At 49.6% G+C, this 21,980-nt stretch carries 14 protein-coding genes; 13 read left to right on the top strand and 1 reads right to left on the bottom strand.

The annotated features are described in order from the left end of the window. The first annotated feature begins 95 nt into the window (after positions 1-95). From Kalk_RS21345 to Kalk_RS09945, 12 genes are all read left to right on the top strand, one after another. Entirely contained in the window at positions 96-7,688 is a 7,593-nt protein-coding gene (locus Kalk_RS21345; RefSeq protein ID WP_199768045.1) for a thrombospondin type 3 repeat-containing protein, read from the top strand. 152 nt (positions 7,689-7,840) lie between these two features. Next, positions 7,841-8,266 (top strand): glutaredoxin domain-containing protein, encoded by a 426-nt coding sequence (locus tag Kalk_RS09990; protein WP_101894111.1) that lies wholly within the window; start codon positions 7,841-7,843, stop codon positions 8,264-8,266. A gap of 96 nt (positions 8,267-8,362) precedes the next feature. Beyond that, positions 8,363-8,509 carry a hypothetical protein gene (locus Kalk_RS21200; protein WP_158643416.1) on the top strand — a complete coding sequence of 49 codons (147 nt, stop codon included), beginning with the start codon at positions 8,363-8,365 and terminating at the stop codon, positions 8,507-8,509. Positions 8,510-8,559: 50 nt separating this feature from the next. Then, positions 8,560-9,213 carry a Bax inhibitor-1 family protein gene (locus Kalk_RS09985; protein ID WP_101894110.1) on the top strand — a complete coding sequence of 218 codons (654 nt, stop codon included), beginning with the start codon at positions 8,560-8,562 and terminating at the stop codon, positions 9,211-9,213. 149 nt (positions 9,214-9,362) lie between these two features. Beyond that, positions 9,363-9,722 carry a hypothetical protein gene (locus tag Kalk_RS09980; RefSeq protein ID WP_101894109.1) on the top strand — a complete coding sequence of 120 codons (360 nt, stop codon included), beginning with the start codon at positions 9,363-9,365 and terminating at the stop codon, positions 9,720-9,722. 30 nt (positions 9,723-9,752) lie between these two features. After that, a complete protein-coding gene (locus tag Kalk_RS09975) occupies positions 9,753-10,388 on the top strand; it encodes a paraquat-inducible protein A (protein WP_101894108.1) in 636 nt (211 codons plus the stop codon). After that, a complete protein-coding gene (locus tag Kalk_RS09970; RefSeq protein WP_101894107.1) occupies positions 10,372-10,989 on the top strand; it encodes a paraquat-inducible protein A in 618 nt (205 codons plus the stop codon). The genes Kalk_RS09975 and Kalk_RS09970 overlap by 17 nt, the downstream gene beginning before the upstream one ends. Next, on the top strand, positions 10,982-13,285 hold the full coding sequence (locus Kalk_RS09965) for a PqiB family protein (protein ID WP_101894106.1): 2,304 nt from the start codon (positions 10,982-10,984) through the stop codon (positions 13,283-13,285). Before Kalk_RS09970 ends, Kalk_RS09965 begins: the two co-directional genes overlap by 8 nt. Positions 13,286-13,400: 115 nt before the next feature. Further along, on the top strand, positions 13,401-15,218 hold the full coding sequence (locus Kalk_RS09960) for a long-chain-acyl-CoA synthetase (RefSeq protein WP_101894105.1): 1,818 nt from the start codon (positions 13,401-13,403) through the stop codon (positions 15,216-15,218). 75 nt (positions 15,219-15,293) lie between these two features. Then, positions 15,294-16,325: an arginine N-succinyltransferase gene (gene astA / locus Kalk_RS09955; protein ID WP_101894104.1), complete on the top strand. Its 1,032-nt coding sequence runs from the start codon at positions 15,294-15,296 to the stop codon at positions 16,323-16,325. After that, positions 16,318-17,793: a succinylglutamate-semialdehyde dehydrogenase gene (gene astD, locus Kalk_RS09950; RefSeq protein WP_101894103.1), complete on the top strand. Its 1,476-nt coding sequence runs from the start codon at positions 16,318-16,320 to the stop codon at positions 17,791-17,793. Before astA ends, astD begins: the two co-directional genes overlap by 8 nt. Then, positions 17,780-19,108, top strand: coding sequence for an N-succinylarginine dihydrolase (locus tag Kalk_RS09945; protein WP_101894102.1), 1,329 nt, complete (start codon positions 17,780-17,782; stop codon positions 19,106-19,108). The genes astD and Kalk_RS09945 overlap by 14 nt, the downstream gene beginning before the upstream one ends. Here Kalk_RS09945 and Kalk_RS09940 read toward each other — a convergent pair. After that, complete coding sequence (locus tag Kalk_RS09940; protein ID WP_101894101.1) at positions 19,088-19,978, bottom strand: succinylglutamate desuccinylase; 891 nt, start codon at positions 19,976-19,978, stop codon at positions 19,088-19,090. The genes Kalk_RS09945 and Kalk_RS09940 overlap by 21 nt on opposite strands. A gap of 200 nt (positions 19,979-20,178) precedes the next feature. Between Kalk_RS09940 and Kalk_RS09935 the strand changes: the two genes are divergently transcribed. Next, positions 20,179-21,966 carry a type IV pilus assembly protein FimV gene (locus tag Kalk_RS09935; RefSeq protein WP_101894100.1) on the top strand — a complete coding sequence of 596 codons (1,788 nt, stop codon included), beginning with the start codon at positions 20,179-20,181 and terminating at the stop codon, positions 21,964-21,966. Positions 21,967-21,980 lie beyond the last annotated feature (14 nt).

Below are 21,980 nucleotides of genomic sequence, written 5' to 3'. Positions count from 1 at the left end.
GATTGAGCAGGTCAACCTTCTCATCTTTATCTACACTGAAAAACACTTTGCGAAAAGTTTTCATTTGCCTCAGTAAGATGGATAAGGATGTATCTATGGAATATCGTGCCAAATCATCAGCAGTGATGAGTAAACGCGTATTATCATGTTTTCTGATTGTGTTTGCCTCTGTGATAGCGGCATGTAGTGATGGAGGAAGTGGTTCCTCCGGCGCCTCCACTGAAGGTGGAAGCGTCAGTGCTAGCCTCTCGGGTGGGGGAGTTGACGGCCCTCTGGCTAATGCGATGGTCACTCTCTATACCATAGATACCAGCGTTGAAGACTTTAAGGGGCAGGTGCTTGGAGAAGGCACAACGGACACCCGAGCACGCATCAACGGTATAGATAAGCCTGCTGCGACTGATGCCCCCTATTTGCTGGAGTTCACTGCCGATACAGATACTCGTGATCTGACAGCCTGTAGTGATGACGACACCAGTGGCACAATAGAGGTGTTGACAGAGTGTCTGCAGCCGGTAGTTGGTACTCTGCGAACCGTTGTTACAGCCGACATGCTGAACAGTGACCGCCCTGTATATGCGACGTTGCTGACCACTATGGCGACTGATATTGCGATTGATGCGACATTCTCGAGTTCAGGCGACACGGCTGCACTTCTGGCCGCTCTGTCAGATGCCGCTGCTCAGGTTAAATCAACCGTAGGCTTTGGCTTAGGCAGCGACACTGATATTTTCACCACTCCCCCCATTCTTGATGAAGATACCGATACCCCTGAAGAACAGCAGCAAGTTGCTGCCTATCGATCCGCAGTTCAAGCCTTGGCTTCAGTCGTCGACCAAATTGCAGATGCCGTGGGGGGCGCCGATCCGGTTGATGTATTGAATGTGATGACCGACGATTTGGCCGATGGAACCATTGATGGTGAGATCGATGGCGTTACCTCTGATTTGTATGATGGTGATGGCGATGGCAGTGGTGATTCGAACGGCGCCAACGCTGCTCTTATACTTTTGGATCAAGATCCTGCGACACTGCCAGTGCCCAACGATCCACAAGGGCGTACGGTGGGTGATATGGCCACCATTCTGGTAGCTGAAATAGCCGATACCGGAAACGAAGATATTACCACTCAGATTGATGAAAACACCGAAGTTGAACTTAAGCCTGCGGAAAAAGACCCTGACCTCGATGATGATGGTACTCCAAACGAAAGTGACGCATTCCCTAACGACCCAACCGAAGATACCGACACAGATCGAGATGGGCTTGGTAACAATGCCGATACGGATGATGATAACGATGGTGTCCCCGATACGATCGATGCTTTTGATACCGATCCCACAGAAACAACGGATACTGATGGTGACGGCGTAGGTAATAACGCAGATAACGATGACGATGATGACGGTGTGGCCGATGACGATGATGACTTCCCTCTTGATGCATCGGCATCTGATGCCACCGATGTTGATGGCGATGGATGGGCAGTAGGACAAGATCCAGATGATGATGATGCAGGCAATCCTGGCATCCAGTTCGTTGATACGGATGGCGATGGCCTTGCCAATAGCGGTGGTAGTAACCCTGACGACGATGATGACAACGATGGCGTGCCAGATGTTGATGACGGGCCTGGCGGTTCCTTCGCGCTCAATGCGGCTGAGCAGTCTGATCTGGATGGTGATGGGTACGGAGACAACTCCGATGATGATATTGACGGGGATGGACGCCTTAACCACACGAATGGAGACAATATCACTAACGACGCAGCGTCTGCAGCGACCACCGATCGGGATCGTTTTCCTCGCAATAGCAGTGAGTGGGCTGATACGGACCGAGATGGCCTGGGCAATAATAGTGATACCGATGACGATAATGACGGCGTAAGCGACACCGATGAATCAAGCGCAGGAACCAATCCGCTGCTGCGTGATACGGATGGTGATGGAGCGCTGGACGGAGTCGATGCCTTCCCGCTGTTGTCGTTTGCCAGTTTTGATCTGGATGACGATGGTGTGCCAAGCAGGCCTGCTAACTTAACCGATGCAAATGTTCCAGCAGGTCAGGTGTTTGATAACTGTCCCGCTACGGCTAATCCTGAACAGATTGATACTGATGGCGATGGCAAAGGCAATCGCTGTGACACCGATGATGACGGAGATGGAGTTGTCGATGTTGAAGACGCCTTCCCGTTAAATAACCAGGAAAGTATTGATACAGATGGTGATGGTGTTGGGAATAATGCTGATACCGATGATGATGATGACGGTGTTCCAGATGTGGATGATGCTTTTGATCTTGATCCATCCGAACATGCGGATACGGATGGAGACGGTATAGGCGATGGCACGGATACCGATCTTGATGGCGATGGCGTGGCTAATGACCAGGATGACTTCCCGTTCGATTCTACTCGTCAGAGCAGCACTGATCAGGATAATGATGGCTGGCCTGCGGGGGATGATCCTGACGACAGTGATAGTGGCAACCCAGGTATTGCATTTGTAGATTATGACGGGGATGGCCTTGCAGATAGTGGAGGCTTGAACCCTGACTCTGATGACGACAATGACGGTGTGCCAGATACAGAAGATGCGTTTGATAACGATGCCACTGAATACCGTGATACCGACAATGATGGGACAGGCAACAATGCCGATACCGATGATGACGGTGATGGTGTGGCTGATGTAGATGATGCATTCCCGCTTAACAGTCAGGAGTCCATCGATACAGACGGCGATGGTGTTGGCGATAATGCCGATGAAGATGACGACAATGACAATATACCGGATAGCGAGGATGCTAACTCTACCAACCCGGATGCCGATAACGATCAGGTATTGGATGGTTATGACAATTGCCCGACTATCGCAAACACTCAGCAACGGGATGGCGACTTTGACGGTGTAGGGGATCTTTGCGATACCGACCGGGACAACGATGGTGTGGACGACACCAGTGACAATTGCCCAGCAATAGTGAATGCAGATCAAACCAATAGCGACGGCGACGACTTTGGTGATGCCTGTGATAACGATGATGACAACGACACGGTTATTGATGCTAGTGATAACTGTCCGCTGGTGGATAACGTTGAGCAGCTTGATAGCGATGGTGATGGTCAAGGCAATGTTTGTGACGCCGATGACGATAACGACACAGTGCAGGATGATGTTGACAACTGTCCGCTTAACGCAAATCAGGATCAGTTGGATACCGATCAAGATGGTGATGGCAATGTCTGTGATGCTGATGATGACGGCGACGGCATCAGCGATATAGATGAAAATACCAACGGCACCAATCCACTTTTGTCGGATACGGATGCTGATGGCACCGATGACAATCAGGATAACTGTCCGGTTGATGCAAACTCAGATCAAGCCAACCTTGATCAGGATGATTTGGGTGATGTCTGTGACAGTGATCTGGATGGTGATGGCGTTGAAAACCTGGCGGATAACTGCCCGAATGTCAGTAATCCAAATCAGGAAAACTCCAACACAGATCCAGCCGGTGATGCGTGTGAAGTGCCGCCGGCGGACATCGCAGGCTTCTGGCTTGCCACTATTACCGTAGCGACAGAGGATGAGTCTGGCTCGTTACCCGGTGGCCTGTCACTAAGTGATGTATGCAACATCGATGTAGATGATCAGCACGCGGGTGTGGCCTTTATCAAGCAGCAGGATAATGATATTCGATTGCAATTTGATAATGGCCACGACGAAGAGGGCGACACCGGCACGGTGAATGCTCAAGGTGGTGTTCAATTTGGCTTCAGCGATGAGCAGGCCGAAAATGAATATGATTATTCATCTTCTACACCTCAATTCCTTTATAGCGTGAGTGAATCGTTCAGCTTTACAGGTGCGTTAGATGATCTCACCACACCCACAGAGATTGTTGGTACCACGATTACTGAAACCATACGTGTTTACGATGAAGAGGATGGTGCTGGAAACCAGATAGCTACCTGTACCTATACCTATACTGGCGGCTTGGCAAGCATGCCTTCAGTTGCTGCCAGTGAAGTACTGGATAGCACGGGGTCTGATCAGGGTATGGCCTTCCCATTAGCCGACCGTCGCTATTTCGACCCGACTGGTGTTGATATCTTCGAGTTTGGGTATACCCAGTTTGATGCCAGTGGCGGTGCTGAGTATGGATGGAACGGCACCACCTGGGAGCAGTTCAACGATACAGTGTGGATGCTGACCAGTACCGGATGGAGCGAATTGGAGTCGGAGCCAGGCATAGAAGGCACTCCGGCAGATACAGTGATGCTGGTGCGGGATCCGGCGGGTCCGGTGGGCAGTCAGTGGTTGGTGTCTACTTATGCAGCCAGTGTGAATGGTCTCCCCATCGGAGAGTTTGTTGATGAAGATTGGGAAGAAGGTGTAGTGGATCCTGCGGCCAGCTTTGCCGATGTCAATTCCCGAGCTATTGGTGTCACAGTAGTAAGTGAAATCGATGAGTACGAGCTGCGCTGTGACTTTGATTTGCCGGTACGGGGCCTGACAAACTGTGAAAATTGGTTGTGGAAGACCTATCCATCAGCGGGTGAGCAAGCCGCTACAGTGGAAAACCTAGCGACAGCATTGACTGACATCCTGCATGGTGAAGTAACCACACCGGATACACCAATAGGTGGTATACCCATAGGTGAATCAGAGGCGCAGAATGGTGAAGGGCTGCAGCTGTTTGCATGGTTGCAGGGTGCTGATGTCACAGGAGGCTCAGGCACCACCGGAACAGTGTCATTCTATACACATGATGGTGCTACAGTAGGCGCATCGCTTGTCGCTGATGTAGAGTCGAGCTGGCAGATAACTGACCCGCAAGGGACTGGCGATCTGGTGTTGAGCTTCAGTATCCCTGAGGCCCTGCAGGCAGACAGACTCTATTATGGTTTTGAGGAAAACCGTCATGTGATAGTGGCAGCAGTATCACTGAGTGATTCCACCCCGTACCTGCGGGTGGGGTGGTTCACACAGCAGGGTACTGAGCACGAATATCGTGGCTTGAACGTGACTGCATTGAATGAGCTGATCAGTGGCTTCGACTACAGTGCGCCTGATTCTGACAGCGATACCATCCCCGATGACGAAGATAATTGCCCAACAGACGCTAACCAAAACCAGGCCGATAGTGATGGCAATGGCATTGGAGACGCATGCGAAACCGGCGGTGCAGTTGATAGTGACGGTGATGGATGGAATGACGACGAGGATAACTGTCCATCTGTCTCTAATGCTGGTCAGGAGGATGCTGACGGAGATGGTGTTGGTGATGCCTGTGACTCTGTAGGTAACGGAACTGCAGATGATAATGACGCAGATGGTGTGCCTAATGATCAGGACGATTTCCCGGATGATGCTAGCGAGCAAAACGATGCCGATGGTGACGGTGTTGGTGATAACAGCGATGCCTGTCCGTTCCTTGCTGGCCAGAATCAAACGGTAAGCGATTGTGCTGATCCGGGTGTCAATATGGCGGGTGTGTACTTGATTGAGTGGACGGCATCCGGCACTGAGTATGATGATCAGACACAAGCTTGTATTGCGCTGACAGAAACCTCGGGAACCGAATTGGTGGAAGTTGTGCAAATTGGCAGTCAGGTTATCTTGCGAGGCGAGGATGAAGAGGGTAGCTGGGAAGATGTCGGAACACTTGCCAGTAATGGTGATTTTACGTTCTCCAACAGCGAGGCTAATTCCAGCTTTAGTTTGAGCGGTACCTACTCTAGCGGTGCAAGCTTCGATGGTAGCTTTACCGATGACGACAATGGTTGTTCAGAGAGTGGCACGGTTACTTTTACGGTCGGCGTGGCGGTGACTGAAAGCAGTGTGGGTAGCGCAGGCTTTGTGTGGTTTGAAAGCGATACCTGGTACGACAATTCCACTCAGCAAGAACAAACCTTTTTTGAGTATGGAACCCTGGATGACAGCAACGCAGAAGTGTTCCATGAATATAATCCGGCTACAGGTAACTGGGACGAGTTGCAGGATAATGAGGTGGATCACTATGTAACGGATAATGGATTTGATACCGCTCTGGATCGATTCATTATCAGCGGTTACGTAAGCGCGGGTGAAACCGCCATTATTCAGCCGTTGCAAGAAGACGGTGTTACCGTGTCCAGTTTGACGATTGCCCACGTCGATTTGCAGGAATTCAATGTGGAAGGCAAGCCGATGGCAGCGCTGCTGAAGGGTGATTTTCATATTGGGTTGGCAGATGATGCTATGTTCAGCACGGATGCCCGAGCATATATAGCAACCATCGTTGAGCAGACTGCAAGCTACACCTTCTGGTGTGATGATGATTGGAATAGCTATGTTGCCGATACCTACACAGGCTGTGCCAATATTGTCGCCAGCGCGTGGCAGGATCTTAACAGTGATGGAGAGGATGATCCGGTTGCGGCCACTTCACTTGGCGATGTGGTGTATACGCCCGCCGAGTTCGATAGTGGCGTTGCTGGCCCTGGAGGTCAATGGGTTGGTGAAGGTGAAGACTCTGGAGGCCGTTTCAACGTTAATATCTTCCTGTTGAGTGATGATGGTACAACCAGTGGTAGTAATCGGATCGCCAAAGTGGTCAAGTTCTATGATAGCGCGTCTGATTATTGGGCCGACAAAATAGTCATTGATGAAATCGACTACACCGTTACCAGTGTGGGTGGAGTCAACCTGATTCAATGGGATGTGCCCGATGTAGCCGCAAAAATAACTGAGTTGGATTCTTACGAGGTTCATCCATTTATTTTTGAGGAATCAACTTTAGATGGCGAGCCATTGGTGCGTCGCGGAGAGCGAGTATTAGCGGGTACTGAAGAGAAAGAAATAGTATTCAATACTGCAGCTCGTGATCAGATACTGGCAGCATTCGATGCGACTGGTTTTGATCAGGCTTTTAGCGATTCCCTGGCAAATGGCGTTGATTGGGATAGTGTTGTCTTAATCAATCACGGTTTGCTTATGGAGGACGAGAGCTTTACCGATCCAGGTACCGGTGCCACGGGATGGGCCAAAATTGTGTATCTTTTTGAAACCTCCGATAGCGGCTACTTTACCTACGAGTTCGAAGACAATGCCGGATCAAATAACAGGTTTGTACAGGATGCAGCCATGTCCTGGTTGATCAACAGCAGTGGTGCGCTTGAGGTGACTATAACCAGTGGCGATATGTTGGGAACGGTGCTGCTGCTGGCTCTCAATGCGGATGATCGTACAACGGATAACACACTTGCACTGGTGAATCCTGATGGGGCTGGTCGTACATTTGAATATATGGTGCCGGATACCGAGTTCGATCCTGGCTTCACCCCGGCAGGATTTGATCTCACAGTAGGCGGCCGCTATACGGTGCCAGCATTCGGTTATGGCTTCGATATCGATGCTGTTCCAGCAGATACCGATAGCAGTGGTGATGGTGTTATTTCCTACGATGGGCAGGTAACGGAGTTGATGGACTGTGACACAACCTGTACGGCAGATCGTGTGACCGATATGGGGTACGATGCAGTTGAAGCACTATTGATTATGCAGTATGGGGATCATGAGGATGTGTTTTTATGGGATGGTTCGTCTGTGCTGGCTGTCTTTATGATGCCTTCGCCACAGGCAGTATCCCTCGGTATAGGTAACGTTATAACCGTTGATGCAGTGTATACAGCGCCATAAATTCATATTGTCTTATGGTAGGCTTCCACATCAACAGGCTCGGGCCCTTGCCTGAGCCTGTTGATGTTTTGAGTGCCCAATAGTTGATTAAAAGCCTATAATGCGAGAACACACAAACCTCGTTGCTGATGTACTTGCGGGCTATGTTATCTATGAAGCAGCTAGTCTATATCCTGATTTTGGTTCCATTATTCAGCTTTGCTGAGATCTATAAATGGAAGGATGCTTCCGGTCGAGTCCATTACGGTGATTCCCCCGGTTCGAAAGAAAATGCGGAGCAGATCGTTCTGGATGACGATTCCTATGAGCACGTAACATACGATGATGGTACGGCGTATGACCGTGGCAGTACCCAGAGAGTGGTTATGTACTCAACCAGCTGGTGTGGATACTGCAAGAAAGCACGGAAATATTTTCAGCAAGAAAAGATCCATTATGTTGAATACGATATTGAAAAGGATGAGCGCGCCAGGAGGCTGTATGACATGATTGGCGGCAAGGGCGTGCCGGTGATATTGGTCGGTAAAAAAAGGCTTAATGGGTTCAGTGTTGCAGGCTTTGAGAGAATCTTTAATTAGTATGCCCCTATGAGGGCAGGCGTCTTCCTAATTCGTTTTTTGGTGTTGTAGGGCGCATTCGTTATATTATGACGTCAAACCACCAGGAAGGTTATTATGAACAAAGCAGGAGCAATGGCTATCATTCTAATGTCGTCTTTATTGGCGGGTTGCCCTCATCTAGAGGGATGCGCCTTGGGAGACGGAGCCTATCAGACCTTATGCCTATATAGCGGTAGTGGCGAGCTGCTGTGGGGCAACTAGGATTTATAATTCCATAAATGTTGTTTGCTGTAATTTTTTGGGGCTAGACCATGGAAGATGTATTCAGTCGCACCCGTACCACCGATCCTACTATCAGCGCTGCGGCCTATAATTTGATCATTGGCTTGACCTTGCTGTGGGGTTTTGGCCTTAACTGGTATATGGTTGAAACCATTCCGGCGGAGTCCATTGCCAGTATCAATAACTGGGTGTTTTTCATCGGTTATTTTGCCTCTTGCTTCTTCGGTATGTATCTATACAAGTCCTCCAGCAATCCTACGGTCAGCTTTATTGGCTATAACTTCGTGGTGGTGCCGTTTGGATTAGTTGTGAATCTTGTGGTCAGTCGATATGACAGTGAAATAGTGGGAGAGGCAATCAGGGTTACCGGTATGGTAACAGTGATCATGATGTGCCTGGGCTCAATGTTTCCTGCGTTTTTCAAAAAGATTGCCGGAGCCTTAACCATCGCGTTGCTGGTGGTGATCGTTGTTGAGCTAGTGGAAGTATTTGTGTTTGGTATCCACCATGGCATTATCGATTGGATTGTGGTGGGGATTTTCTGCGGCTATATCGGCTATGATTGGGGGCGTGCCAATCAAATACCGAAAACCATGGACAACGCGGTGGACAGTGCTGCTGCACTTTACATGGACATCATTAACCTGTTCATACGCATTGTTAGAATCCTGGGGCGGAATTAGCGAGCAATGTTCCCTCTTGTGCCCCGGTAAAGTTGAAACCTCTCCACGAGTAAGCGAATCAGTTGAAATTATGTTATTTTAGCGGGACGCGATGCGCGGCAAGTCTGCCTCTAATCTGACCTAAATAGATGATTTGTGGACAATATCCCATGAAAGTGTTTCCCGTTTTGGCCGTTCTGCTCATGTTGATGAGTGGATGCAGCGGTTACCGTATGACATCCAATGTACCCCCTTCCAGTAAAGATTCTGCCATTGAGTCCTATCCTATATTGGTCACTGAGCGTGATCTGGAGGTGCCATATGATGAAATCGGGCCTCTTGAGGTGATAATTCGTCCGGCCTCTCCGTTTGGTGCGGCTCCAACTGAGCGCCAAGCTCGTTTTGGATTGATGCAGAAAGCACGAGATATTGGAGCCACGGCGGTCATAAAGGTGGTGTTTAAAGAGCAGTTTGATTTGATCAGCTGGGGCCATATTGAGGCCCGTGGCATCGCTGTTAAAGAACAATAAGCTCTGCCCCAATTTTTGGTGAGTTAATCGATGCTGTACAATCAATCTCATATTGCCTGCCACGAGTGTGATGCTCTGCTCGCCCGGGTGGAGGTGCCGATGGGAAAAAAATTGGTGTGCCCCCGTTGCAACGGTACGTTACGCAAACCTGTCAACGACCCTGTCAGCCGAGGGTTGGCTCTTAGCATTACGTCGCTCACCTTAATGGTGCCCGCCTATTTCATGCCGATCATGACCTTCGATATGTTGGGATTGGATGCGGTCGATACCATGGTGAAAGGAGTATTGCACCTTTTTCAATCAGGCTTCTGGTGGATGGCATCGCTGGTGCTGTTTTGCAGTATTCTTGCGCCTATGCTGGAAAGTGGGTTGGTGCTCATGATTTGTCTGTTGGCGCGAGGCAACCAATATGGCGGACTGTTGGTGACCCTGTTGAAATCCCAGAGTCGTATCCGGAGGTGGGCAATGCTTGAAGTGTATATGCTCGGGATTCTGGTTGCTTACGTAAAGATGATCGATTCCGGTCAGGTGCATATGGGGGTGGGGATGATTTGCTTCTCCTGTATGCTACTGTCTACCACATTGAACACAGTCATGTTTGACACCCACGCAATATGGGAGAAAGTAGGTCAGTATCGCGGAGAGTTGAATGAAAACCGCGCGTAGTGAAGGGTTGGTGCTGTGTCATGATTGTCAACTGGTTGTGAAGATGCCCCAACAGCACAGCGGAGCCTGTCCCCGTTGTGGCAGTCGCCTACACCAACGCATACCTAATAGTTTATCGCGTACATGGGCGTTGGTGATCTCTGCTTGGGTATTGCTGCTACCTGCTAATCTTTATCCAATCATGACTGTCATCTATTTTGGCGAAGGCCAGCCCGATACTATTATTTCCGGTGTTATTCGTTTGGTGGAAGAGGGTATGATCCCCATTGCGATAGTGGTTTTCGTGGCCAGTATTGCCGTACCCATACTAAAATTATTGGGCATTATGTTGTTGTTATTCACCGTGCATTTTAAGTGGGAACTCAGTAAAACGGAATGCACAGTGCTGTATCGTATTATTGAAGTAATTGGTGCCTGGTCCATGTTGGATCTGTTTATGATTTCCATCCTTGCAACCTTGGTGGATTTGGGGTCAGTGGCGCAGATAACCGCAGGGCCTGGTGCTACAGCCTTTGCCACCGTTGTAGTGTTAACCATGCTTGCAGCAAACAGTTTCGATCCACGTTTGATTTGGGATTTGCAGGAAGAAAAAAATGACTGATCAGGAATACCAGGATGCGTTGGTAAAAGAATCCAAATCGATTTCCATCATCTGGTTGCTGCCTATGATTGCTGTGTTCATAGGCGGTTGGTTGCTGGTTAAGTCCTTGGTTGAGTCGCCTATCGAAATTACGATAGATTTTCCCAGCGGTACCGGTATGGAGGTAGGGAAAACCAAAGTTATTTATGAAGGGATTACCGCAGGTGTGGTGACCGATATCCGCCTGGATACCACAGACTTGGAAGGGGTGTTCGCAACAGTAGAGATTGATCGCCGAGCTGAGCCATTGTTGCGCGAAAGCACCCAGTTCTGGTTGGTAAAGCCAGAGATCAGTTTGAGTGGAGTGACAGGGCTGGAAACCATTGTAACGGGTAATTATATCGGCGTGAAAATAGGGCTGAGCGGGAAGAAATCAAACTATTTTAAAGCGCTGGATTCGCCTCCCCCGATGGACAGTCAAGTGCCCGGTTTGCATTTGGAATTGCATGCCCGCGACTTGGGCTCTTTACATGTTGATGCACCAGTCTTATTCAAGAAAATTGTTGTGGGGTCGATTACGCAATATGCCCTGAAGCCACAGCAGGATTTAGTTAGCCTGCGAGTTCACATTCGCCCTGAGTACGCAGACCTTGTCAGTAAAAATAGCAGATTCTGGAACGTCAGTGGAATTAGGGCCAGCGCGGACCTAAGTGGTTTAAAGGTGCAGGCTGAGTCGCTGCTCTCTGTTGTACAGGGGGGTATTACTTTTGATGCGCCGCCTATCACCGATGCAAACCCAGCGGCGGGCAATGGGGATGTGTTTCAGCTGTATGATGATTTTGAAGCGGCGAAGCGGGGTGTGTTGGCAAAGATTCAATTTAGCCCGCCTGTCAAGCTGGAGCCGGGCAAGACTAAAATAGTATTTAATGGTTTTGATGCAGGGTTGGTGCAGTCGGTAGAGTTTTCGAAAGATAATTTATCAGTATCGGCTCATGTGAGTTTTCATCCGGAGATAGAACCCTACCTTACCTCGGCCACGCGCTTCTGGATGGTGAAACCGGAGGTGTCGTTGCAGGGGGTCACGGGGCTGGAAACGTTGCTTAACGGCAATTATATTGAGATGGAATTTGTTGATAAGAGGAAGGCTTCCCCCAGTCGTAACTTTATCGCGTTGCAAGCCCCCCCTAAGGTTGATTACTCCCGGGCAGGGCTGCACCTAAAAATAGAGGGCCCGGAATTGAGCTCCGTTAGTCGCGGTACACCTGTATTGTATCGGCAAATCAAAGTTGGGCAGGTGCAAGCTGTTTCGTTGTCTCGTTCACGGGGAAGTGTGATAGCGGATATCACAATTGAGCCGGAGTACAGTAGCTTGGTGAAGGAAAGTACTCGTTTTTGGCGAGCCAGTGGTATATCCGTGTCTGGCTCTATTACCAAGTTGAAAGTGCGGGCGGAATCTCTGACCAGTATCGTGCAGGGTGGTATTGCTTTCTATAACCCGAAAAGCACGGCAGGCAATAGCGTGGCTAATGGCCATGTCTTTCATCTGTACGACGATTACGATTCGGCGCAGGAAAGTGGTTTAACGGTTCGCATTAGATTGCCCAATAGCCAGGGTGTGGAGGCCGGCACGCTGATAAAGTACCAGGGTTTCACCGTTGGTGAGGTAAAGAGTATAGAGTTGAATTCGGATCTGGATGGCATCACCGCCCGGGCGTTGATTCAACAATATCCAGAGAAGTTTGCTGTAAAGGGGAGCCGTTTCTGGTTGGTGCAACCGAAGATTGGAATCACCGGCGCCTCGAATCTGGATACTTTGTTAAACGGTCCATATTTGGAGGTGAAACCTGGCGACGGAGCAGTGCAATATGATTTTATTGCGTTGTCAGGTCCTGTTTCCCCGAGCCAGCCTGATAATGGTTTGAATGTGGTGTTGAAAGCTCCTAGGTTAAACTCAATCCGCGAGGGGTTGCAGGTATATTACCGAGACATTGAAGTGGGCCAAGTAACCGGTTATGAGTTGGGTCCGATGGCAGATGAAGTGTTGGTTTATGCCAATATTAAGTCTCCCTATCATGTTCTGGTGCGCGAGGGCACCCGCTTTTGGGATGCCAGTGGTGTGAACATTAATGTGGGGCTGTTCAGTGGTGCCAGTATCAAAACGGAATCACTTGAGTCAATTCTGGCCGGTGGAATTTCTTTTGCTACGCCTGATCACAAACAAAGTGTCGCTTCTGTCAAAAATGGGGCTGTGTTCAAGCTCCATGCTGAGGCCAAGGATGAATGGCTAATTTGGTCGCCGAAAATACCTGTAAAATAGCCAACGATGCTGTTATTGGCTTTGGCAACGTATGGGCAAGACTTCTCAGTCTGGCTAAACGTAATCAAGTTTGAGATCATGGGGGCAGAATTTCAATTATAAGTAACCTTCCATCATGAATACCAATAAACAAGTTAGTTTGTCAGAAATCACAACTGGTATGCTTCGGGCTGTGCCTGACGCGCCAGCGTTTTTTAGCGGTGTCCGCAGCATGTTGAGTGCCGGCCCGGAAAAGAAAATGTCCATCGGCCTGTTACTGGAAAAACAGGCGCGTCGCCATCCTGCATCACCCGCGTTGAAATTTGAAGACAAAACCTGGAGCTACGCCAGCTTTAATGGTTGGGTTAACCGTATAGCGGCGCTGTTCGAGAAAATGGGCGTAGGTGAGGGTGATGTAGTTGCAATCATGTCTGAGAATCGCCCGGAGATGCTCGCCTGCACCGCTGCAGCAGTCAAATTGGGGGCCATTGCTGGCATGCTCAACTACAATCAGCGGGATGAGGTTCTGACTCACAGCCTGGGCCTGATTAATCCCAAAGTATTGGTGGTGGGCGACGAAAGCGTTGAGGCTCTGGAAAATTCACCCTTTGGTCCAATGCAGAATCAGGCAATACGGCATATTTGGTTAGGAGCAGATCCGTCCCAGTGCCCGCTGGGTTATGAAGATCTTGAGACACTGACCGAGCTTATGCCCAGTGTAAATCCGATAACGACCAAGCAGATTCAAAGCAAACAGCCTTGTTTTTATATTTTCACATCCGGCACCACTGGAATGCCCAAGGCGTCGGTGATGTCTCACGGGCGCTGGTTAAAGGGTGGTGCGGGTATGGGCTTGTTGACCGCACGCATGACCTACGAGGACACCATCTACGTACCTTTACCGCTTTACCATAACAATGCACTGACCGTCAGTTGGGGGTCAGCGCTGGCCAGTGGTGCTTGCGTTGCACTCACTAAGAAGTTCAGCGTGTCCCGTTTCTGGGATGAGGTGCGTCAGCACGAGGCTACCGTATTTTGCTATATCGGAGAACTGTGTCGTTACCTATTGAATCGGGAAGTATCCGAACAGGATCGCCAGCATAATGTACGAGTGGTAATTGGTAATGGGTTGCGCCCTGAAATATGGATGGAATTTAAAGAGCGCTTTGGCATAGAGCGAATATGTGAATTTTATGGTGCCAGTGAATGTAACCTGGCATTTGTAAACAGTTTTGATGTGGATTGCACAGCCGGATTTTGTCCGCTGCCTTTTGCGGTGGTGGAGTGCGATCCGGAAACGGAGCAACCCAAACGGGATAGTAATGGTAAGATGCATCGGGTTGAAACAGGCGGGGTAGGCTTGTTGATCACCAAGATTAACAAGCTCGCGCCCTTTGATGGGTATACCGATGCGAGTGCCAGTGAAAAGAAACTGCTACGGGATGTGTTTAAAAGTGGCGACTGTTGGTTTAACACCGGCGATCTGGTGCGTGATCAGGGCTTTAAGCACATTCAGTTTGTTGATCGGTTGGGAGACACCTTCCGTTGGAAGGGTGAGAATGTGGCAACCACGGAGGTTGAAGCGGCATTCAAGCATGTAGACCAAATTGAGCAGGCCGTTGTATACGGAGTGCAGGTGCCTAATGCTGATGGGCGTGCAGGAATGGCAGCGATTACCTTGCATGGATCGGTGGATGAGTTTGATGGAAAGGCATTGGCTGAGGTGTTGAGTTCATCCTTGCCAGCATACGCTGTACCATTATTCGTACGTGTGCGTGATGAGCATGAAATCACCGGAACCTTCAAGAATCGCAAGGTTGAGCTAAAAAAAGAAGGTTTCGACCCTGCGCGCTCTGCAGATCCGGTGTTTATGCTGGATCAGAATCTTGGCGAGTACACCGCTTTAAGTCAGGAGCGGTTTCAGGAGCTGGAGGCAGGCAAGATTCGCTTGTAAGAATTCGTCACTGGCCGAAACGCGCACTAATAGCCTATAGTTACTGGCATTGGGTTCTCCAATCAGGAGGCGAGGATGCTGGTAACACGGCTGGCGCAACGTCAGGATCTCAAGGCAATTGTAGAGCTGGCTCAAACCAGTGGCGGTGGGCTCACTAATCTGCCAATGGATGAGCCTACCCTTTCTCAGAAGCTTACCCGCGCGGTCAATACCCATGAGACATTATCACAGCATGGCGATGGCCTGTTCTGGTTTGTGCTGGAGGATTCTGCCACAGGAAAATTGATCGGCTTATCGGGCATTGAATCGGCAATTGGCCTTGATCAGACATGCTATACCTACCGCGTCAGCACCATTGTGCACGCATCGCAAACGCTCAATGTTTATCATCAGTTCCCCACGCTCTTTTTAACCAGTGATCACAGTGGGTGCAGTGAGCTGTGCTCGCTTTATTTGCATCCTGACTATCGCCATAGCAAAGCAGGGGCCTTGCTGTCTAAGTGTCGCTTGCTGTTTATTGCCCAGCATCCTGAGTTGTTCGCAGATAAGCTGATAGCGGAGTTACGCGGGTATTTGGATGCTGCAGGCAGCTCTCCTTTTTGGGAGGGGCTGGGTCGCCCGTTCTTTGACATGGATTTTTCACAGGCGGATTATTTAACCGCACTGAATCAGAAGCAGTTTATCGCCGAGCTGATGCCCCGCTATCCGTTTTACACACACTTTTTACCCGAAGCAGCGCGCAATGTTATTGCGCGTGTGCATGACGAGACGTTGCCTGCTGCCAAGTTGCTGGAGTCTGAAGGTTTCAGGTATGAGGGGTGTGTGGATATCTTTGATGCTGGCCCGACGTTGGAATGCTATGTAGACAGAGTGCGCGCAATACGTGATAGCTTTATGGCCAGCGCTGCCCAAGTAGGCGGACTGGCAAGACAGCCGTTACTAATATGCAATCCAGATCGGTTGGGCTTTCGCTGTAGCTTGTTGATGAATGAAGGTGGTGATGCCTATCCATATGATGCAAATCAGGCGTGGGCTTTGCTTAATCTTGGAGAGAATGAAAAAGCCTGCTGTATCGATCTGAGAAGGGAGGTGCCAAGCCATGAATGAAGCCATCTTGATAGATAACAGATGGATCAGCGGAGAGGGCGGCGAGTGGATTTCCACAAATCCGGTGGACGCGACAGAAGTGTGGCGAGGATGCGCTGCTCAGCATTCTCAGGTTGATGCGGCGGTGGCATCGTCGAGGCGGGCGTTTCCCGCCTGGAGTCGTTTGAATATCGCAGAGCGAATGGGCTATATCGACCGTTTTGTGGCGGCGTTACTGCAGCAGTCAGAAGCGCTCGCGCTCTTGATTTCGCGAGAAAACGGTAAGGCGCTATGGGATGCGCGAGCTGAGGTCTCTGCCATGATAGGCAAGGCTGCAATCTCACTGCGGGCGTATAATGACCGCACCGGCAGTACAGCAATTGATGCCGCTCAAGGGCACCTTACCGTTAATCATAAACCCCATGGAGTTCTGGCAGTTTTTGGTCCGTTTAATTTTCCCGGACATTTGCCTAACGGGCATATTATTCCTGCATTGATAGCAGGAAATACGCTCCTATTTAAGCCTAGCGAACTTACCCCGGCGGTTGCTTGCTTTGTTGTGAAACTTTGGCAACAGTCGGGTTTGCCCGATGGTGTATTGAATTTGGTGTGTGGTGATAAGGTAACCGGTGCAGCGTTAGTGGATCATCCGCAGATTGATGGCATTCTGTTTACCGGTAGCGCGCAGACTGGGCGTTATCTGCATCAGCAGTATTCTGGGCAGCCCCACAAAGTATTAGCGCTTGAGATGGGAGGTAACAACCCCTTAATCGTAGAGCCAGTGGAACGCACGCAGGCGGCTCTATTTGCTACGTTATTCTCGGCATTTGTTAGTAGTGGTCAGCGTTGTACTTGTGCTCGCAGACTGATTTTGCCTAAGGGTGATTGGGGGGATGATTATCTGGAGCAGTTGATCAGCGCTAGTCGGAAGTTGACGGTTGCAGCGGGGGTGTCAGAGCCACAGCCCTTTATGGCTGCTGTAATCAGTGCGGATGCTGTGACACATTTGCAGCATGGTATACAGTTGCTGCAACAGGTTGGTGGAAGCATTATGTTACCGCCCAGAATACTCAACGATAACCAGACGCTGATGACACCTTGCGTGGTGGATATGAGTGCATCCTCGCAGGCGTTGGATGATGAGTTGTTCGGCCCGGTGTTGCAAGTGTACCGTTATGATGATCTGGATGAGGCCATTGCCATAGCCAATTCAACTCGGTTTGGCTTGGCTGCTGGGCTCATCTCAGATCACGCTGCACACTATGAACATTTTTATCACGGAGTTCGGGCCGGTATAGTCAACATCAACGTGCCGTTGACCGGTGCCAGCAGCGAGGCTCCGTTTGGCGGTGTAGGGGCTAGTGGCAATCATAATCCAAGCGCGTACTATGCCGCTGATTATTGCGCTTATCCTGTGGTGTCGCTCAGTTCGGATCAGGTAAATTTACCGGCAAGTATGCCACCAGGTATTCTTCATGCGTTGGCGTGAAATAAACTTTGATGGCTTGGTGGGGCCCACGCATAATTACGCGGGGCTGTCGTTTGGCAACGTAGCTTCAATCGGTAATCAAGGGGAGCAATCAAACCCGAAGCAAGCAGCGCTGCAGGGGCTTGCTAAGATGCGCTGGCTTATGGATCGAGGTTTTCTTCAAGGGGTGTTACCGCCACAGGTGCGTCCCGACATAAACAGCTTGCGACGGCTTGGTTTCCGCGGTACACCAGAGGTGGTGCTTGCTAATGCATGGGATCAAGCCCCGCAGATTTTAAGTCTGTGTAGTTCGGCATCTTCTATGTGGCTGGCCAATGCGGCTACCGTTATACCTTCGCGGGATAATCGCAGTGGACGTTGCATCATCCTGCCAGCAAACTTGGTCAGCAATGTTCATCGCAGCATCGAGGTGGCTGGGACCGTCGAATTGCTTCGATATGTGTTTTCCAATAGTGATCATTTTCAGGTCGAATCTCCCTTACCTTCAGTAGCTGAATTTGCCGATGAAGGTGCGGCAAACCATATGAGTTTTGCATTACAGAATAAGCCAGCTGTACACATGTTTGTATACGGAAGGATGGTTGAAGGTGGAGAAGCTCCTGTGCGGTATCCAGCCCGCCAAACACGAGAAGCCTGCTCTGCATTGATTCGGTTTAGTGGTTTGGATGAAAGCAGGTGTATGCAGGTTCAGCAAAACCCGGATGCCATTGATTCTGGTGTGTTCCATAATGATGTGATTGCGGTATCCCACGATGGCTTGTTGTTGTGCCACGAAAAAGCGTTTTTGAACCAGCCTGTTGTAATGGAGGAACTGCGAAAGAAAAGTGAGGGTAGTATTAATATTGTGGAGGTTTCTGAGCGAGATGTACCGCTTGAGGACGCCGTTAATACGTACTTATTTAACAGCCAGATCCTGGGTGATCGGAACAACCCCATAATGTTGTTACCGATTGAATGTTCGCGTAATGAAAAAGTTCGGCATTATATTGAAACGCATCTAGGCCCGGCTCTTAATTTGCAGGAGATCGGCTACCTGGATTTACAGCAAAGCATGGCTAACGGTGGCGGGCCTGCTTGTTTGCGTTTGCGGATAAGTTTGAATGATGCTGAGGTAGCCGCACTGCAGGGCAAAGTGCTGCTCAGTGATGAGCTACACCACCGGCTGGTTGAGTTCGTTGAAACTCGTTATCCCGATTCGTTAACACTGAAGCAGCTGGCGGACTGGGAGTTTGCTAAGAGAATGATTAATGTAGTGCAGGATTTGTATGAATTATTGGGTTTGCCCAGTTATTTGTTAGATGTTGCTCAGCAGTAACCCTGCACGTTGTCCGATTTCTACTTTGCTGTTTAGGAACAGGGTATAGCGTGCTTCAGATGTTTTTAGTATGCCATTCTTATCCTCGTATACATCAGTGCCGATAGGCAGCAGCGTAAAGTTGGGGGTACGTTCGTCAATTAGAAATTTGAACTGGCTTGTTGTTTTGATGATGTCCTCCTTGACAACGAAGTGTTTAAAAGTTGAGTTCGCCGTTGTGCGCGAGGCCTGTTGGTTCAGAAAACCTGGGTCAGCTAGTAGCGTGAGTATCCAGTTTTTTAGAGCTTCGAACTGCGTGATGTCGGGTTGGCTATGGCTGCCACATTCGAGAGTGAAGCTGTCGCACCCCAGCGAGTCGCAGGTGAATTGGGCAAACGTTTGAGTTCTGTGGGATTGCTGAACCAAGCCACCAAAACCAGCGTTAACCAAGTGAGTACCCCATTGAATGGAGGAGCATCTGTTATTGATTGGGCGTAAAGCAAAGCGCTCAATCAGTGAAGGTTTGATCGTGCTGTGCAGATCCAGATGGCAGGCCACATGGCCAACTTGGCGTTGAAAGCGGGAGCAGGCCGACATGAGATCACCGGCACGAAGGGTTTCTGCGCCTGTGTGAGATGTTGGCCCGAACAATCTGTTTAGATTGAAGTCTACGTAGCGTTTGTTATCTCTAATTGCATTAGGGTTGCCGTAGATCAGCAGTAATGGCCGTTGGGTTTGTAGGTGGCCTGTTACAAGCAGTTGGTGAATGGTTTGAATAAGGTGGATAGGCCCGGTTTCATCGCCGTGGATTCCACAGCTTAGAACGACTCCAGCAGAACCTGTTGTGGTTGCAGATGGGAAGAAAAATACCTGTTCGAACCATTGCTCCATGGGCTTCACTCTGATTTTGGATGCATCTGTTATGCTTGTTAGAAATATAGTTCACAAATGTAATTACATTTGTTCGGTCATTTCGCGCCAAATACTGCTGATTGCTTAATTTTGTTGGGTTTCTGTATGTTCCTTGACCGTTATTCTGTGAAATGGTCTACATTTTAAGCAGGGATTTCAGTTAGCATTCGAGATTAGCTATGAAGTATAGGTCGATGTTATTGGCCGGCGCTGCTTTGCACGCTGGTATTGCAAATGGAATGGGCTTGGGGAATATCGACGTCCAATCCTATTTAGGCGCACCTTTGACTGCGCAGATTCAGCTATTTTCCACCCGTGAGTTCGATGCTGGGCAAATCAGAGTTAAGCTGGCCCGTACTGACGTGTACGACCGCTTCGATGCTCGCTACGAAGCGAGTCATGGTGATATTCAATTCGATGTGATAACCAACAATAACGGAGAAAAGGCGATCTTGGTTCGAACTGCCAAGCGTGTGGTTGAACCTTTTCTTGATATTGTGATTGAAATGAGTTGGCCTACGGGCACCACCTTCCGCCGTTACAATCTTTTGCTTGATCCCCCTCTCTACGCCGCGGGTAGACGTAACACACAACCTGTTCTAAGTCCGGTGCTGGCTCAGGCGGTTGCAAAGGCAGAGCCACAGACCTTCGCGCAGCCTAACAGCGACGAATCTATAACGCGTGCGAATTCCGTTGAGTTGGATGGGGCTTATGTAGTTCAAGCAGGTGATTCTTTGTGGAAGATTGCCAAGGCATTCCGTGCGGAAACAGGATTATCGATTCAGAAGACCATGGATCTGCTGTATGCCGAAAACCCTCAAGCGTTCTCGGGCGGGGATCGTAATCACCTGAAATTAGGCGCGACCTTATCGGTTCCTTCGATCCCAGTGCAGCCTGAGCCGAGATCGAGAGCTATGTCTCTGGATCAGGTGGACACCCAAACCTATAGTCAATCAGAAACCCAAATTGAGTTTGCCGATACTGAGCGCTCCACGGTTACCGTGAACCCAGTCAGTCCTGACAACGATGTGGAGCAGGCCAGTGAGCTGGAACGGTTAAAGGCGCAGTTGGCGGAACTGAAAAATGAACGTGCTCAGCTGCTGGAGTTTCAGCAGCAGATCCGTGCAGAGCTGGCTCAGGTGCAGAATCAGCAGCAGTTGATGAAGCAGACGATTTCTGTGGCAGAACAAATATCTCAGCATATTGCGCTGAATGATTCAGACAGTATTGCGCCAGCTGATTTGGCACCACCACCTTCATTGCAGGCTAGCCCTGCAGTTGATCCTATGCCTGCCAGCAACGAAGTGGTCGAGCCAGTCAATATGGACATCGATGTAACTGAGCAGGAGCAGCCTCGCCTGGCAGTAGCCCAGGATCTGATTGCCGATGGGGCAGGTGGGCCCAATATGTTAATTGAGAAGTCTGGGTCTGGATTCTGGTACTTGTTGGCAATGATTCCGCTGGGTATTTTGATCGTGTTGATGGGCTTGCGTGCTCGTAAGGTTGAAGAAATAAAGCGGACAGAGGAAATCCGTGATGAAGATTTATATGAGCTGGTGTTTGGCACAAGACGGGATCGCAGTAAATCCGATTCACCGGAACAGGTGCGCCAGGCTATTCACCATATCAAAGAGAAAGTCACTCACCAGGAAGCGGTGGTCATGCAGGCCAAGCGTGAACAAGATGAGGCCAGCAAAGACGATGTCGATCAAATGATTGAACTTTATATTCTGTATAACCAGTATCAGAAGGCTCTAAACGTTATTTTGACCGAAATCGCCAAGCGTCCTGCCCGTAAGGATTTACGTTTGTATCTGATGCAAGTCTATGCGCAAACCAATGATTGGAAGGCATTTGATGAGCAAATGGAGGTGCTGGAGCGTATCGGGGATGATGATCTGTTGCAGGCTGCCTCACAGTTGCGTGATCAGGGTGAATATGCGAGCCTGCACCGTAACGCAGGCTGACGGCTGTGAGCTGA

The organism is Ketobacter alkanivorans (assembly GCF_002863865.1).
Taxonomy (GTDB): Bacteria; Pseudomonadota; Gammaproteobacteria; order Pseudomonadales; family Ketobacteraceae; genus Ketobacter; species Ketobacter alkanivorans.
The sequence above is the reverse complement of the archived record's forward strand: the minus strand, read 5'-3'. Positions and strand labels throughout refer to the sequence as shown.